The 16027-nt window shown below is 38.3% G+C and carries 15 protein-coding genes; 10 read left to right on the top strand and 5 right to left on the bottom strand.

The annotated features are described in order from the left end of the window. Positions 1 to 165: 165 nt before the first annotated feature. From SFC47_RS04080 to kynA, 5 genes are all read left to right on the top strand, one after another. Positions 166 to 3687: a S8 family serine peptidase gene (locus SFC47_RS04080; RefSeq protein ID WP_411252964.1), complete on the top strand. Its 3522-nt coding sequence runs from the start codon at positions 166 to 168 to the stop codon at positions 3685 to 3687. Positions 3688 to 3835: 148 nt separating this feature from the next. Then, entirely contained in the window at positions 3836 to 5137 is a 1302-nt protein-coding gene (locus SFC47_RS04085; RefSeq protein ID WP_411252965.1) for an MFS transporter, read from the top strand. Between the two features lie 108 nt (positions 5138 to 5245). Further along, a complete protein-coding gene (locus tag SFC47_RS04090; protein WP_411252966.1) occupies positions 5246 to 5491 on the top strand; it encodes a hypothetical protein in 246 nt (81 codons plus the stop codon). 114 nt (positions 5492 to 5605) lie between these two features. Continuing rightward, complete coding sequence (gene kynU, locus SFC47_RS04095; protein WP_411252967.1) at positions 5606 to 6877, top strand: kynureninase; 1272 nt, start codon at positions 5606 to 5608, stop codon at positions 6875 to 6877. Positions 6878 to 6911: 34 nt separating this feature from the next. Further along, positions 6912 to 7760, top strand: coding sequence for a tryptophan 2,3-dioxygenase (gene kynA, locus SFC47_RS04100; RefSeq protein ID WP_411252968.1), 849 nt, complete (start codon positions 6912 to 6914; stop codon positions 7758 to 7760). Positions 7761 to 7828: 68 nt separating this feature from the next. Here kynA and SFC47_RS04105 read toward each other — a convergent pair whose 3' ends face one another. From SFC47_RS04105 to SFC47_RS04125, 5 genes are all read right to left on the bottom strand, one after another. Continuing rightward, entirely contained in the window at positions 7829 to 8128 is a 300-nt protein-coding gene (locus SFC47_RS04105; RefSeq protein ID WP_411252969.1) for a hypothetical protein, read from the bottom strand. A 32-nt stretch (positions 8129 to 8160) separates the two neighbouring features. Next, on the bottom strand, positions 8161 to 9423 hold the full coding sequence (locus tag SFC47_RS04110; RefSeq protein WP_411252970.1) for a cation:proton antiporter: 1263 nt from the start codon (positions 9421 to 9423) through the stop codon (positions 8161 to 8163). A gap of 4 nt (positions 9424 to 9427) precedes the next feature. Then, a complete protein-coding gene (locus tag SFC47_RS04115; RefSeq protein ID WP_411252971.1) occupies positions 9428 to 9928 on the bottom strand; it encodes a cation:proton antiporter regulatory subunit in 501 nt (166 codons plus the stop codon). A 48-nt stretch (positions 9929 to 9976) separates the two neighbouring features. Then, entirely contained in the window at positions 9977 to 10537 is a 561-nt protein-coding gene (locus tag SFC47_RS04120) for a tyrosine-type recombinase/integrase (RefSeq protein WP_411252972.1), read from the bottom strand. A gap of 161 nt (positions 10538 to 10698) precedes the next feature. Beyond that, positions 10699 to 11466, bottom strand: coding sequence for an alpha/beta hydrolase (locus SFC47_RS04125; protein ID WP_411252973.1), 768 nt, complete (start codon positions 11464 to 11466; stop codon positions 10699 to 10701). Between the two features lie 376 nt (positions 11467 to 11842). On the opposite strand from SFC47_RS04125, the gene SFC47_RS04130 reads away from it, so the two are divergent. The 5 genes from SFC47_RS04130 (at position 11843) to SFC47_RS04150 (ending at position 16019) form a co-directional block, all read left to right on the top strand. Next, positions 11843 to 12046, top strand: a complete 204-nt coding sequence (locus SFC47_RS04130; RefSeq protein WP_411252974.1) for a Fur-regulated basic protein FbpA — start codon at positions 11843 to 11845, stop codon at positions 12044 to 12046. 147 nt (positions 12047 to 12193) lie between these two features. Further along, positions 12194 to 13819, top strand: coding sequence for an FAD-dependent oxidoreductase (locus SFC47_RS04135; RefSeq protein WP_411252975.1), 1626 nt, complete (start codon positions 12194 to 12196; stop codon positions 13817 to 13819). A 12-nt stretch (positions 13820 to 13831) separates the two neighbouring features. After that, positions 13832 to 14155, top strand: coding sequence for a 4Fe-4S binding protein (locus SFC47_RS04140; protein ID WP_411252976.1), 324 nt, complete (start codon positions 13832 to 13834; stop codon positions 14153 to 14155). Positions 14156 to 14184: 29 nt separating this feature from the next. Further along, a complete protein-coding gene (locus SFC47_RS04145; protein WP_411252977.1) occupies positions 14185 to 15216 on the top strand; it encodes an ABC transporter substrate-binding protein in 1032 nt (343 codons plus the stop codon). Between the two features lie 35 nt (positions 15217 to 15251). Beyond that, positions 15252 to 16019: an ABC transporter permease gene (locus SFC47_RS04150; protein WP_411252978.1), complete on the top strand. Its 768-nt coding sequence runs from the start codon at positions 15252 to 15254 to the stop codon at positions 16017 to 16019. The last annotated feature ends 8 nt before the right edge of the window (positions 16020 to 16027 follow it).

The raw sequence follows: 16027 nt of genomic DNA on the forward strand, positions 1-16027 counted from the left end.
TAAAACTCGCTTATACAAAAAAATTTTAGTGCATTATACCTAATTCGTAACCCCAATAGCTTTTTTACAAGCAAGTTATTAAGATAATTGTTGTATTAATATTTTGAAATTTTAATAATTTTATATTGAAAAAACACAACCGTTTAATCGAGAGGAAGATTCACAATGAAAAAGAGAAAAGGGTTACCGTATAAGGTTTTCGCAACTTCAGCATTAGCGGCGATGTTAATAACATCAACAGGATTTGCGGAAGGAACAAGTCCGGTTCAAGGGCAAAGCGTAGAGGAAATTGTGAAACAAGGGCAGAAAATATTCTTGGAAGAACAAAAAAAGGCTGCGACAGCGGCAGTTGACCAGTTTGGGTATAAGGATTTAAAGAAAAAAGGTCTGGCACAACCGTATCAGCCAAATGAAAAGGTGCGTCTCATTGTTGAGATAGAGAAGCCTGATACTGCAGGGGAGGCAAAACAAAACAAAAGGGAAAAGTTTAAACAAAAGCAAGATCATGTAATTGCTCAGATTTCTAAAACTAAATCACAAGCGAAAGTAAAGAATCGTTTCTATGAAAGTTTTAATGGATTTAGTATAGAGACCGAGTTTCGTAATCTAAAAACAATTGAAGCGACTCCTGGTGTAACAAATGTACATATTGCGAGGACGTTCCAACCATCAATGGGAGCAAGCAAAGAATTGGTCCAAGCCCAAAAGGTATGGGAGGAATATGGGTATGAAGGAGAAGGATTGCTTGTTGCAATCGTTGATTCTGGAATTGACTACAGTCATCAGGATATGAAACTAACAGAAAAAGGTAAAGAGAAACAAAAGTGGAGCCTAGAGGGAATAGAAGGTAAATTGGCTGAAACCGAGGTCAATGAAGTATGGTACAGTGACAAAGTTCCGACGGGATATGACTGGGCCGATAAAGATAGCGATGTCATTCCAAGAGGACAATATGGTTCTTCTCATGGTATGCATGTTGCAGGGACAGTAGGGGCTAACGGTGATGAAGCAAATGACGGTGTACAAGGTATTGCTCCAGGTGTGCAGTTACTAGCGGAAAAAGTATTTTCTGATAATGGCGGCGGTGCATTTGAAGACGACATAATTGCGGGGATAGAACATGCTGTGACAATGGGAGCAGATGTCATCAACATGAGCTTAGGCTCTGATGCGGGGTATGTTGGAGAGGAAAACGATCCAATCCAAAAGTCAATAAGAGAAGCAACCGAACAAGGGACACTTGTTGTGGTTGCAGGCGGAAACACAGCGTACAGTACTAAAAACAATCTTCTCCAATCTGCAGCAAAACCATACGCGGAAAATCCGGATATTGGGACAGTAGGAGAACCGAGCGTAAGTCCTTTTGCGCTGTCAGTAGCTTCCTATGAAAATACCAATATTCATATGAATACCTTAGCAGAGGAAAATGGCTTGCAGCTTCCATACCAGGATCAATCACAATTTAATTTCAAACTCTCTAGAGTACTAGAGGCGGGTAAAGGCTATGAAATGGTATTTGTTGGAGAAGGAAAGGCAGCGGACTTCGTTGGCAAAGAGGTTACAGGAAAAATTGTAATAGCAAAACCAAAGCAGCCATATGCTTCCTATAATTTTATTCAAATTGAAGCTAAGAAGAAGGGAGCCAAGGCTGTTATTGTAGTACCTCCGACGGGGGAGGCTGACTACCCATTTGTTTATTTCACTCCCTACTCTATACCTGCGGCAACAACCAGCCAAGAAGCTGGAGATGCGGTGATTACAAAGCTTTCAAGCGGTCAACCTGTGTTCATGAAGATGTCAAAAGGAACCAGCATTGAAAACCCTGATAAAAATAAAATTTCTGATTTCTCATCTTATGGAACACCACATACATTAGATTTTAAACCAGAGATTTCTGCACCTGGAGGCAATATATATTCAACAGTCACGGGTAACGAATATGAGATCATGAGCGGAACTTCAATGGCAGCACCGCATGCAGCTGGCGGATCTGCATTATTGCTGCAAGCACTTTATGAAAAAGGCTTGTCCCATTCAAAGGAAACAGCATTAAAAGCAAAGATAGCCTTAATGAATACAGCACAATTCATACATGATCCACGCACTAATAATGAAGTGCCGTACTCACCGCGGGTACAAGGATCTGGATTAATGAAGATTCAGAATGCCATTAAAACACCAGTCCTTGTTACAAGTGATAAAACACCATTAGAAGAAGCCGGAGCAGTGGCTTTAAAAGAAATTATGAACAACAAAGCACACTTTAAGCTGAATGTGGAAGCTCTAGAAAACTTTAATGTGAAAGACCTGGAATACAGTGTATACGTAGATGTTTTGACGGATCATACAGAAACGAAAGAATTTGACTTAGACTATGATGGAACACTAGATTCTAAAGAATATTTAACCTTAACGAGCAAGCGGATACAAGGTGCTTCTGTTTTGGTAAACGGGGAAAAAGTATCACATTCAGAAGGAAAGTCATTAAAGATTAAAGCTGGTCAAGAGAAGAAATTAGACATCCAAATTTCATTACCTGACAGTCTGAAGCAAGGAACGTTTGTTGAAGGCTTTGTACGTCTTGTGCCAACAGGAAAAAACAGCGATTCAGCAGTTCCGTTAACCGTTCCTTATATGGGCTTCCATGGTAAATGGGATCAACCACAAAACCTTGACCCAGTCGCATGGGATAAAAATGCTTTCTTAGGTTATACCGTGCTTTGGAATGATGAACCAATGTCCGAGGGTACTTTCCCGTTAGGTTATGATCCTAGAACGGGAACTTTCAATATGAATCGTATTGTGATATCACCGAACACGATTTTTCCAGGTGTATTCCCAACCTTCACCACACTCCGTAATTTAGAGAAAACAGAAATGTATGTGGAAGACCAAAATGGACAATTAGTTCAATATCTAGGTGATTTCAGTGAATACACTGGGAAGCCATGGAAGTTCCGTAAGAATATAATGGCTTATGGGGACTATATGAATGGTGGTTATTTATGGGATTTAAAAGACAAAAATGGACAAACAGTCAAGGATGGCAGATACAATTATGTCATTAAGACAACGCTAGATTACGAGAATGCAAGACCACAAGAACTGAAAATTCCAGTTAACGTCGATTCCGAAGCTCCTATTGTGTCTGATATCATGGTACAGCCGAAGGATGGTCAATATGAAATTTCCTTTAAAGCTGTGGATAATGAAAATGGAAGCGGCTTTAATGGTGCAATCATCTGGTATAACGGAAAGTATATGCCTCTAGTGCAGGGAATGACCTCCGTACTTGTAAAAGAGGAACCGAAGAGTGTTGTCGTGTTAGGTTCAGATTTTGCGCTTAACCATGGATATACTGTTTGGGGAGATCCTTCTTATATAAATGATGAAATGCTTGTCAGTTATTTCAGTGTTTACCCAAATAAAAATGTAAATGCAAGTACTCCTGCGGGAATAAATGCTTTTGCCAATAATCGAGTGAATTGGAAGATCAATATTAGTGATGTAAGTGGTAAGATCGTTGACTCGATTGTGGTTGAAAATGAGCATGAAATTCACTTACAGTGGAAACCGGAGAAAGACCTTCCAAACGGCACCTATTCAGTTTATGCTGAGGTGGAAAACAAACAAGGCTTTAAAGTTACGACAAAGCCACAAACGGTGACGGTATTACAGGAACATTAAGTATAGACGAAAAAGTCGGTTCAGAATGAATGAACCGGCTTTTTGCATTTGTCAAAATGATGAATATAAAGATGTTTTCGTAATTAGTTTCAAATGGTATTATTTAGTGATTAGTATCAATTGTTTTGAAATTGGGAGAGGTGTAGTTATGTCAGATAAAAGGGATGAGATGTCCGAATTTAACAAGTATCAGGATTTCATTGACTTTCCAGAAAAACAAAGGGCTTTATATCGTCGAACGTTGATTATCGTAGTTTTATCACAAATTTTCGGCGGTGCCGGACTGGCAGCTGGCATAACTGTTGGAGCACTTCTAGCAGAAGAAATGTTGGGGACAGAAAATCTTTCGGGGGCTCCAATAGCGTTATTCACCCTTGGCTCTGCTGGGGCAGCACTTCTAGTAGGAAGATTATCTCAAGCATATGGACGCAGGACTGGATTAGCTGCAGGTTTTCTTGCAGGAGGAATTGGAGCAATTGGTGTAGTCATTGCAGCGATAACCAATAATATCTTCCTCTTATTTGTCTCTCTCTTAATCTATGGGTCTGGAAGTGCCACAAACTTACAAGCGCGCTATGCAGGAACTGACCTAGCCAGCCCAAAGCAGAGAGCCACAGCGGTTAGTATTGCATTGGTATCAACAACATTGGGTGCTGTTAGTGGTCCTAACTTGGTTGAAGTTATGGGAAGATTTGCAATGAAATTGGGTGTTCCTTCATTATCAGGACCATTCATTTTAGCAGCGGTAACTTATATTCTAGCTGGTTTGGTACTGCTGATATTACTGCGCCCAGACCCGCTCATTGTTGCAAATGCAATTAGTGATGAGAAGCGAAGGAACAGGACTGTACATTTAGAAAGTAATACACAAACACTGCCGATTAACCAAAGAGTAATTGTGGCTGCAGCTGCAATAATGGTTTTAACACAATTGGTAATGGTAGCAATCATGACTATGACACCTGTACATATGGGGAAACATGGACATGGCTTAAGTGAGGTAGGAATGATAATTGGATTCCATGTAGGTGCGATGTATCTTCCATCACTCCTGACAGGAGTTCTCGTCGATAAGATTGGACGACTTAACATGGCCTTCGCGGCGGGTTTGACTTTACTAGCAGCAGGGTTAATAGCTGCTGTGGCACCGGGTGAATCGATCACTTTGCTTACTTTCGCACTTATATTACTTGGCTTAGGCTGGAACTTCGGTTTAATAAGTGGGACCGCTATCTTAGTTGATTCAACGAACCATGATAATCGTGCGAAAATTCAAGGAACTGTTGATGTAATGGTTGCACTATCTGGTGCCACTGGAGGCGTACTATCTGGGGTGGTTGCAGCAAATACCAGCTATGCGGCACTTTCGATCGGAGGAGGAATTCTTTCACTCCTTCTAATTCCAGTGTTAATTTGGTCAAATTCAAAAAGGGTAAAAGTTCGAACTTGAATCCACTTGGATTACATCTGGATTAGGGTAAAAACTGGCACATCAAATAGAACGTACCCGATAAGGAAAACATAGACTATTGTATCAATAAGGTTAGGGTGTCATCTCATGAGAAGGATAAGACAAGTACAGCCGATGATTGGGCAGGCATGGACCGGCAGACATGTGGTTATACTTCATTGTACAATGAATAATCAACTTATTCATTTATACAAAAGCTATCATGCACCAATCGAACCTCCACGGGAAAATTGTGCAGAAACTTTATCTCAGTTACTAAGTATTGGGTATTCATTACAAGCGATAACAGCACTTTCACCAAATCAAATTCAATATTTTTTAGTTCTAGAATAATAAAATCATATAACCCCAAAAAAAAATCCGCTTTTAGTACTTAAAGCGGATTTTTTTCGAATACATACTAAGAGTATGATAGAAATATCGAGACGACATGAGAGAGGGATAAGTATGATATTGACAGTAGATGATGCAAAAGGAATGGACAAAGAAGATAGTCTATACAAGTTTCGTGAAGAATTTTACATAAAACCAAATACTATTTATTTGGATGGCAATTCATTAGGACTCCTATCTAGAAGGGCTGAACGCTCTCTCCTAGAGGCGTTAAATGATTGGAAGGAACATGGAATTGATGGCTGGACTAAAGGGAAACACCCATGGTTTTATTTATCCGAAACGCTTGGAAAACTAATGGCACCTTTAGTAGGTGCAGATGCAAGTGAAGTTATCGTTACGGGTTCAACAACGGTAAATTTGCATCAGCTGGCGGCTACATTTTATAAACCAGAAGGTAAAAAGTCTAAAATACTTGCTGATGAATTAAATTTCCCCTCAGATATTTATGCTTTAAAAAGCCAGCTTTCCATCCATGGGTTTGATCCAAATACCCATCTAATTACAGTAAACAGCAGGGATGGACGCTTTTTAGATGAGGAGGATATTATCAAAGCCATGACGGATGAAATTGCCCTTATTATTTTGCCTGCTGTTCTTTACAGAAGTGGTCAAATTTTGGATATGAAGAGGTTAACTAAAGAGGCAAATCAAAGAGGGATTTTAATAGGTTTTGATGGATGTCATTCAGTTGGCGCCATACCGCATTCCTTTAGTGAATGGGGCGTTGATTTTGCCTATTGGTGTAATTATAAACACTTAAATGGCGGCCCAGGCAGTGTAGGCGGATTATATGTAAATAAGAAACATTTTGGTACGGCCCCAGGTCTTGCAGGCTGGTTTGGTTCTAAAAAAGAAAAACAATTTGATATGGAACATACTTTAACACCTGCTGAATCAGCAGGGGCTTATCAAATTGGGACTCCACATGTCTTAAGTATTGCTCCATTAATTGGTGCTTTGGAAATTTTTCAAGAAGCGGGAATTGAAAGAATCCGAGAAAAGTCATTAAAGATAAATAGATTTCTTATGGACTTAGTGAAACAAGAATTTCCAGATATGGGTTTTATTATTGGAAATCCTCTAGATGATCATCGGCGTGGAGGTCATATTAGTTTAGAGCATAAGGAAGCAGCCCGTATTTGTAAGGCTTTGAAGGAAAACGGGATTATTCCAGATTACCGATCCCCTAACATTATCCGGCTTGCTCCTGTATCGCTTTATACCTCTTATCGTGAAGTTTGGGAAGCGGTTCAAGTACTTAGGAAAATCATGATAGAAAAGCAATATGAAAATTTCAAGAATGAAAGAGAAGTTGTGGCATAAAAAGTGACAGTAAATTCGAGGAGGACAGTAAAACATGAGTTCATCAGAAGAAAATAGCAAACAGGAATTGGAGAAAAATATTCAAATAGATTTTCAAAAAGCGATGTCTTATGGTGATTACTTGCATCTAGATAAGATTTTAGATAGCCAGCACCGGTTATCTGATCACCATGATGAAATGTTATTTATCATTATCCACCAAGCAAGTGAATTATGGATGAAATTAATTATTCATGAATTATCAGAAGCGATTAAATATATTCGTCAGAATAACTTAGAACCATCTTTTAAAATTCTGTCTCGTGTATCGAGAATTCAGCACCAATTGATTCAATCATGGAGTGTTCTTTCTACTTTGACACCTTCAGAGTACCTCGAGTTTAGGGACAAACTCGGTCAATCATCTGGATTTCAATCCTACCAGAATCGGATGATAGAATTCGCACTAGGTAACAAAAATGCTCATACCCTGGCAGTCTATCAGCATCAAACAGAACTATATGAAAAGATGCAGGAGGCTCTTCAAAAACCTAGTATTTATGATGCAGCGATCCATGCGCTTGTTGCCCGTGGAATTCCTGTTGATGACGAGGTCATAAATCGCGATTTGTCTAAAAACTATGAACCTAATGAAAGTGTTGAAGAAGCATGGCTCACAGTTTACCGTAATGTCGACCAATATTGGGATTTATACGAGCTGGCTGAGAAGTTGGTAGACATTGGAAATCAACAGCAATTATGGAGATTTAATCATATGAGTACAGTTGAAAGAATCATCGGTCATAAAACAGGAACGGGCGGTTCATCTGGTGTGACCTATTTAAAAAGAGTTCTAGACCAGCAATTCTTTCCTGAACTGTGGAGTTTGCGAACAAAGCTATAGAATAAAATCCACCATTTTGGAATGGTGGATTTTATTTTGATCAAATTTAAATATAAATTTTTTTTTTGTTACTTTAATTTTTTGCTCAGGAGATAAATGCTCCCAGCGAGTGTAACGACCGAAAAAAATTTACTAAGAAGGACCAGATAACCAATGGTTTGAGATTCCAAATGAATATGGGGAAGTACCACTAATGCGTATACGACCAAAATACCGAATAGCAGGATTGAATACGCATATTGATAAGATTTGTTTATGATTAAACTGCTCCGCTTTTCATCTTTTTCATTTATGAAAATAATCATTTGATAAGACATAACCAATAATAACAAATATGTTAACAAAATGATTGTTAACCCGATGCTCATTTAAAGAGCCTCCCTTGCTCATCATTACCTTTCTATAGACCAGGGGTATTTTCATGTTCATTTTCATGTTTTGGAATAGTGATTTTCTTTTTAGGTGCTTTGCTTTTTTCCCATTTGAAAATTTTGTTTAATAAATTATATATATTCTTTGACTCTTTTGTTAATAGCGGTCCGATGATAGCCAAAATTAAAACATAGACGGCAGTAAATGGCTTTAAAATAGGCAATAAGCCGCCGGCAAGTCCTAAGTTAGCAACAATGATCGAAAATTCACCTCTAGAAACGATTGTTAAACCGATATTTGAAGAAGCTTTATAAGATAAACCAGCTTTTCTCCCGGAAATCATTCCAGCTACAAAGTTACTAATAATCGTAAGGATTACGGCACCGATTGCCAGCCAGACCGCTCCACCTAAGCTAAAAGGGTCAATACTTAATCCGAAACTAAAGAAGAATAGGGCCCCAAAGAAATCCCTAAATGGAATAACCAAATGTTCGATACGCTCGCGATGTTCTGTTTCAGAGAAAACTAATCCTAATAGTAATGCGCCGATTGCTTCTGCAACATGAAGTTTCTCTGAGAAACCTGCGATAAAAAAGAGTGAAGCGAAGATTACGAGGATAAAAATTTCATTAGATTTAATGTTTAATAGTTTATTAAGAATAGGAGCCCCTTTTCGAGCGATAATAAAAAAGAGAATCATGTAACCTAGGGAAATTAGAACAGAAAAGATTGTTCCCAAAACAGTGGTAGCGCCACCTAATAAAAGTCCTGACATAACGGAAAGAAATAATGCTAGGAATATATCATCGAATAAAATAATCCCCAGGATTAACTCAGTTTCGGAATTGGCTGTTCTTTTTAGATCAACAAGAACTTTTGCGACAATCGCGCTAGAGGAGACACTAAGGAGTCCAGCAATAATTAATGTTTCCATAATAGGAAAACCTGTTATAAAACCGTATAGAATACCTAATGAGAAGTTAAGGGCAACATAGATCGTACCGCCTACTACGATGGAACGCCCCGAGCGAATGAGTTTTCCTACTGAGAATTCCAGACCCAAATAGAATAATAGAAAAAGTACACCTATTCGACCAAAAAACTCGATAATTTCCGAACTTTCGATAAAAGTAAGGTCAATAATCCCAATTTGAGGGGCATGAGGACCAACTGCCATTCCTAAGAGGATAAGGAAGGGAATGATGGAAAATTTCAATTTTCCTGCAATTAATGCCGTGATAGCAACTAATACTAAAGCTGTACCTACTTCAAATACTAAATGATTTGTCATCCTATCACCCGTCCCTTCGTGAAAGTACTTCTTTTACGAACTTTTTCACTTGATCGCGCTGTCCAGATACGATTACGGTATCTCCTTCTTCTAGTAGAGTTTCAGGACCTGGAGTATGAATCTTTTTGTGATTCTGTCTTTTAATAATGGCAATAATATTTACTTCATAGGACTGCCTGATATTAAGCTGCCCGATGGTTTGATTTACTGCAGCAGCATTTGATTCAAGGTTAAACCATTCAATCACTAAATCATCAAAGGCCAGTTCAATGGTTTCAAGCGCCTTAGGAGAGTATGTCATTCCGCCAATAATAGCTGCAATCTGTCTGGCTTCTTGATCATTGAAGGTAGTGCTTGAGATTGCTTCCTCATAATCCTCCGGATCAAAATAATAAATGTCTCTTCGTCCATCATCATGAATGATAACCACAATTTTATCCTTATTTTTTGTGATGGCTTCAAATTTCTTTCCAATACCCGGCAGTTCGATTTCGCGAATATTCATTAACTATTCCTCCTCAAATTAATTTGTACATGGATAAAATGTACTGCTCTATAGGTTCACATCTATTTCCGTTTTTATCTGTTCATCTTTGGATATCCCTAGATATCTAAGTGTTTCGGAAGGGGTTGAATGATTGAAATGTTTCTGTAGTAGTGAGATGGCAATTCCACGTTTATATGCATGATATCCGAAAGTTTTGCGCATCGAGTTAGTACCTATTTTACCTTCAATACCAATTGCATCAGCGGCTTGATGGATAATTCGATATGCTTGTTGGCGTGTAATGGGTTTATCAGTCTTTGAGGACTTGAACAAAAAATCCTCATTGGTTAACTTGCTGGTTTCAATATAATGTTGAAGTGCCTGTTTAACTTTATGATTTAGGTAAACCTCCTTTAAAGTCTCATGATGAGAATACAAAAAAAAGTTTTTAATACCATCTTCTTTACTAAAGAGATCGCCAACTTTGATATCAAGCATTTCGGTAATTTTTAATCCTGTGTTAATTCCAAAAACAAATAAGACATAATCCCGCTCAGAATGCTTTTTTAAATATTTCTTTATTGCATTGATTTGCTTGATGTCCCTAAGAGCCTCAACGTATTCCATAAATAATGCCCCTTTATCCATGTTACATAATACAATGGTAACACAGTATTATGTAACATTCAAATTTTCTGTCTGATCCTAATTCTAGTATGACTTTAAAGATGCACTACTATATACTTAATCCAAAAAATACCACGCCTATTTGCGGCGGGGTATTTTTGTTATTCTGTATTTACTTCATTATTAGCATGTCTGATGATAAAGTTGGAGCATTTTTCAGCTATGAGTTCCTTTTCAAAGTCCATGGATGCAACATGATACGAATTAGTTAATGGAATAAATTCCTTATCATCCGAATGGATGGAAGCGAAAAGAAATTTGCCGTTTTCAGGTGGTACGACATGATCCTCTTCGGATTGAAAGGCCATTACTGGACAGGAAATAGTTGGAAGTATATCCCTTGTTTTGTCCATTAAAGCAAATAACTGCTGAATCGAACGTACGGGTGCTTTTGAATAGGTAATTTCATTAACACTTTTATCTTTTATATCAGGCTTCCCTTCATTAATATACCTAGGGACATTGCTATTTTTATACTTTTCCATTGGTGGAATCGATTTTATTGCAGCATTTATTAATATTATTCCTTTAATATTTCTGTGTTTATTTGTAAGATTTAGCGTTAATGTACCACCCATTGATTGACCAATCACGAAGATTTCTTGACAATGTTTTTGTAAAAAATAATATCCATCTTCAATACTCTCTATCCAATCTTGGTAGCTGCACTTTTCCAAATCCTCATAATGTGTCCCGTGACCTCTCAATCTAACTCCATAGACTGAGAATCCTTTTGCTGCAAGTTGTTCTCCTAGAAACCCTACGCTTTGCGGGGTACCAACAAATCCGTGGCAAATTAAAATTCCAATATGATTACCTTTATAGAAAAAAGGTTCAGCACCAGGTAACACGGGGTATTGTTCAATCAATTGTAAAACTCCTTCCTCCAACTTAGTAAAAGTAAGTATAAAAATGACACCCCTGGTTAAATAGAGGTACCTTTTGCTGTCAAATCGGCGACTTACTATATAAGTATCTTTAAGGTATACCTATAATTCCGATGTGTCAAGTTGGTTTTTGTTTAAAGTCGAAAAATTAAAAAAACTATTGACAATGAAAAGGTTACAACGTATATTTTAGACTATAGTTTTAAATCCAAGTAAACAAGTGGGTAATGTAAGGAAAGGAATATTTTAATATCTATGCCTATTGGTCAACCAATGGCTCCTCTAAATTTTGTTGCATATGCAAAATAGAGGAGCTTTTTTTATTCCTTTTATCATTAACAATTAAGGAGAGTTGAAAATGGGGAAAATTCTTCGTGAAGCTGTGGAAAATCGACGGTTAGAATTAATTAACAAACTCATTGCTTTTGGTGTTTATAAAAAAGAGGAGCACCACCTTTTTGAACTATCCCTGACAGACCTTGAAAATGAATTTAAAATTTTTATTAAAGATCATCATCCGCATAGCGAGGTGGAATCTTTACATTGGATTAATAAAAATTAATACCTTAAGTTGACCAGACAGCTGGAGACTTCCTTTATTTATAGGGGGTCTCCTTTTTTTATTGACGAGAGGAGGTGGTGTGATCGTTGGGTTCCATAAAAACAATATAACGTATACATTTACAAAAATAGTAAGGGGATGATGAAAATGGCGATTGAGTTAACTCAATCTTATAAATTGGCAAATCAATTGTATGATGTACGTTTAAAGGCTGATGTTCTTGTTATTGGCGGGGGACCTGCTGGTGCTTGGGCTGCCATAACAGCAACTCAAAATGGTGCTTCCGTTATTTTAGTTGATAAAGGTTATTGTGGCACAAGTGGAGCCACTGCTCCTTCAGGTACTGGTGTTTGGTACATACAGCCTGATAAGGAGAAAAGAGAAGAGGCAATGAAAAGCCGTGAAGCTTTAGGCGGATATCTAGCAGAACGAAAATGGATGAAACGAGTGCTTGACCGTACTTATGAAAATATGAATCTATTGGAAAATTGGGGTTACCCTTTTCCAATAGATGAAAAAGGTGCAGCACATAAAAGAAGTCTGCAAGGACCTGAATACATGAGATTAATGCGAAGGAAATTGAATAAAGCAAAGATTACGATCCTTGACCATAGTCCAGCTCTAGAGCTTTTGTACGATAGTCATGGCGTTGCAGGTGCAGCTGGAATCAATGAACAAACCACACAAACATGGTCTGTCCAGGCTAGTTCAATTGTTATTGCTTCTGGCGGGTGCGCATTTCTAAGCAAGGCATTAGGCTGCAATGTCTTAACAGGAGATGGTTACTTGCTGGCAGCTGAAGCTGGAGCTGATTTTTCCGGAATGGAGTTTTCTAATGCATATGCGATCACGCCAAAATTCTCTTCAATTACAAAAACTGCATTTTATAATTGGGCTTCATTCACCTATGAGGACGGTTCTATTATTGAAGGTGCAGGTTCCCAAAGGGGCCGTTCTGTTATTGCGAAGAAATTGCAGGAAGGTCAAAAAGTGTTTGCCCAATTAGTTAAGGCAAAGGATGATCTCGACTTGCAAAAATGGATGAGGATTGCTCAGCCGAATTTCTTCGTACAATTTGATCGAATGGGGATTAATCCGTTTGAGGACCGATTCGAAGTAACGTTACGGCTTGAAGGCACGGTACGCGGAACAGGCGGCATTCGTATTGTGGATGAGACATGTGCCACATCAGTGCCAGGTCTTTATGCAGCAGGTGACGCAGCAACCCGGGAATTGATATGCGGCGGCTTTACAGGAGGAGGAAGCTATAACGCTGCGTGGGCAATCTCTTCTGGTTACTGGTCAGGGGAAGCTGCTGCAAAGTATGCTACAAGTTTTAATCAAGATAAACGAGATAGGGCTTTAACAAGAAAACAGGTAATCGGGATTAATGAACACTCTAACAGTAAAGATTTTCTCGATGCCGCCGAAGTGACCAGGAGGGTTCAAGCAGAAGTGACACCTTTTGACAAAAACCTGTTCAGAACTGAAGAAATTTTGAACCCAGCCTTATTAAGGCTTAACTCTTTATGGAATGAGACAAAAACGAGTCTACAGGAAAATCAGGGGAATCTTTTGAGGGTTCGAGAATCAGCAGCGATGTTAGCAACATCTAGATGGATGTACACCACCGCAATAGAAAGAAAAGAAACACGTGGAATGCATAAAAGACTAGACTACCCTGTCCAAGATGAGAATCAACATTATCGGCTAATTACAAGTGGGTTAGATGAGATAAAAGTAAAACCAACTTCCATTTTGCAGAACAAGTAAGGAGGAAAAGAATTGATTGAGATTTTATTAGAAGACCAGTGTGTGGAATGTAATTTATGTGTAAAAGTATGTCCGACCAACGTTTTTGAAAGAAGAGAAGGGAAAGTACCTGAAATTGCTAGGCAGGATGATTGTCAGACCTGCTATATGTGTGAACTTTATTGTCCAGTTAAGGCTCTTTATGTGGCGCCAAACGCTGATGAGGTTATTGGTATAACAGAGCAAAAAATTAAGGAAACAGATTTAATAGGAAGTTATCGTTCTAGTATTGGCTGGGAAAAGGGGCAAAAATCCACCGCCAATCAAGACCTGGCCTATAAATTTTATTTGAAATAATTGGAGAGTGAAGACAATTGAAGAAGATCATGGATAAAAATTACTACGTTCTTATTGTACTACTATTTACCCTGCTTTTATCTGGCTGCAATTCAAATAGTGCTGCCACTAACACTGAAGTTAAAAAAGAAAATAGCACCGGGTCCAACACCGAAGCTGGTGGAAAAAAGCTTCGGCTTGGTTATATAAACGCCACGGGTTCGACAAGTGAGGGAAAACCGGCCCTCACAGGTGCTGAAGGCTGGGCTGTTGAAAAAGGATTTTTACAAGAGGAATTAAAAAAAATTGGTATTACCGAAATAGAATACTATTCATTTCCAAATGGACCTAATTTAAATGAAGCCATGGCTTCTGGGGATATCGATTTAGGAATATTCGGTGATACCCCAGCGTTATTAGCAAGAGGAGCAGGCCAAAAAACAAGATTAATAGGTTTAGCAAACATCTATCAGGATATTTGGCTTGTTACCAATAAGAAAAATGGTATCTCTAAGCTGGAAGATTTAAAAGGGAAAACAGTAGCTGCATCAAACGGTTCTTATATGTTTCGTTTTGTTCAAGGGCTACTAAAAGAGGAGGGTTTACTAGACGAGGTCAAATTTGTTTCTTTATTCCCCCCAGAAGCATTAGCTTCACTGGAACGTGGTGACATACAAGCCTATGCATTCCCAACTTATATGGGTCCAAAACATGTGAAACTAGGTTTTCCACTGGTATTACAGGCGAGCAAAACAACTCCAGAATTAACTGGAACTTCTGTTATCGTAGCCACTGAAACATATCTGGATGAAAATCCAAAATTTTTATCCAGCTGGGATGCTTTACGTAAAAAATCAGTAGTAGATTTAAAGGAACACAGTGAAGAATATTTCCAATTTGCTGCTGATGTTTCGCATCAGGATTTAGATGTTGTGAGAGAAAGTATTCCTCTGGATAATTTTAGGGAAGAGAGTTTTCCTGATGAGGGGATAAAATTATTAGAGGGAACAAAACAATTTTTGGCAGAACAAAAATTAATCAAAAATGATTTTGATTTAGAAGATTGGATTTTACGAGAATAATAGTAATTAATAGCTAATAGATCAGAGGTGTTAAAGTGAACAAGACATTAGTAAGAAATATATTACCCATTGTTCTTCCTATTTTGATTATTCTAGTGTGGATGTATTTGACTGAAAAAGAAGTAATTGCAGCCTATTTAATTCCATCACCTTTTGTAGTATTGGATACGTTTTATCAATTTTGGGGCAATGGTACGCTTTTAGACGATACCTGGACCAGTGTTAGCAGAATGCTGCAAGGTTTTTCCTTGGCAGTGGTTACTGGGCTTACATTTGGAATTATTATGGGATTGTTCACTAGAGTCGATCAATTTTTTGCAGGTGTACTGAATGCAATCAGGGTAATTCCACCATTGGCTTGGATTCCGATCATTATCCTTTGGTTTGGAATTGGTGAAGCTTCTAAAGTGATTATTATTTTTAAGGGCGCATTTTTCCCGATTCTTCTGAACACGATTCAAGGAATAGAAGGTGTGCCAAAAGGTTATTTAGAGGTATCTAAACTGATGGGAGTAAGTAAGAGAAAATTGTTATTCAGAGTGATTTTGCCTGCTGCACTGCCTTCCATATTTGTCGGTCTTAGATTAGGACTTGGAACTGCATGGATGGCTGTTGTGGCAGCTGAGTTAATCGCCTCTGAATCAGGTTTGGGATTCAGAATCACGCAAGGTCGAGAACTCTCACAGCCGGATGTCATGGTTATTGGTATGGTGTTGATTGGACTGATTGGAGTATCAATGGATGCATTAATAACGGTGGTCCAAAAGCGTGTCCTTTCCTGGCAGCCAGGGATTAAATCTTAGGAGGTTAC

Source organism: Neobacillus niacini, assembly GCF_046591715.1.
Classification (GTDB): domain Bacteria; phylum Bacillota; class Bacilli; order Bacillales; family Cytobacillaceae; genus Neobacillus; species Neobacillus niacini_L.

What these genes read in the sequence shown, in the direction of transcription:
- SFC47_RS04110 (WP_411252970.1), bottom strand. Translation starts at nt 9,423, where the DNA reads ATGACAAATCATTTAGTATTTGAAGTAGGTACAGCTTTAGTATTAGTT.
- SFC47_RS04090 (WP_411252966.1), top strand. Translation starts at nt 5,246, where the DNA reads ATGAGAAGGATAAGACAAGTACAGCCGATGATTGGGCAGGCATGGACC.
- SFC47_RS04145 (WP_411252977.1), top strand. Translation starts at nt 14,185, where the DNA reads ATGGATAAAAATTACTACGTTCTTATTGTACTACTATTTACCCTGCTT.
- SFC47_RS04115 (WP_411252971.1), bottom strand. Translation starts at nt 9,928, where the DNA reads ATGAATATTCGCGAAATCGAACTGCCGGGTATTGGAAAGAAATTTGAA.
- SFC47_RS04105 (WP_411252969.1), bottom strand. Translation starts at nt 8,128, where the DNA reads ATGAGCATCGGGTTAACAATCATTTTGTTAACATATTTGTTATTATTG.
- kynU (WP_411252967.1), top strand. Translation starts at nt 5,606, where the DNA reads ATGATATTGACAGTAGATGATGCAAAAGGAATGGACAAAGAAGATAGT.
- SFC47_RS04135 (WP_411252975.1), top strand. Translation starts at nt 12,194, where the DNA reads ATGGCGATTGAGTTAACTCAATCTTATAAATTGGCAAATCAATTGTAT.
- kynA (WP_411252968.1), top strand. Translation starts at nt 6,912, where the DNA reads ATGAGTTCATCAGAAGAAAATAGCAAACAGGAATTGGAGAAAAATATT.
- SFC47_RS04085 (WP_411252965.1), top strand. Translation starts at nt 3,836, where the DNA reads ATGTCAGATAAAAGGGATGAGATGTCCGAATTTAACAAGTATCAGGAT.
- SFC47_RS04130 (WP_411252974.1), top strand. Translation starts at nt 11,843, where the DNA reads ATGGGGAAAATTCTTCGTGAAGCTGTGGAAAATCGACGGTTAGAATTA.
- SFC47_RS04080 (WP_411252964.1), top strand. Translation starts at nt 166, where the DNA reads ATGAAAAAGAGAAAAGGGTTACCGTATAAGGTTTTCGCAACTTCAGCA.
- SFC47_RS04120 (WP_411252972.1), bottom strand. Translation starts at nt 10,537, where the DNA reads ATGGAATACGTTGAGGCTCTTAGGGACATCAAGCAAATCAATGCAATA.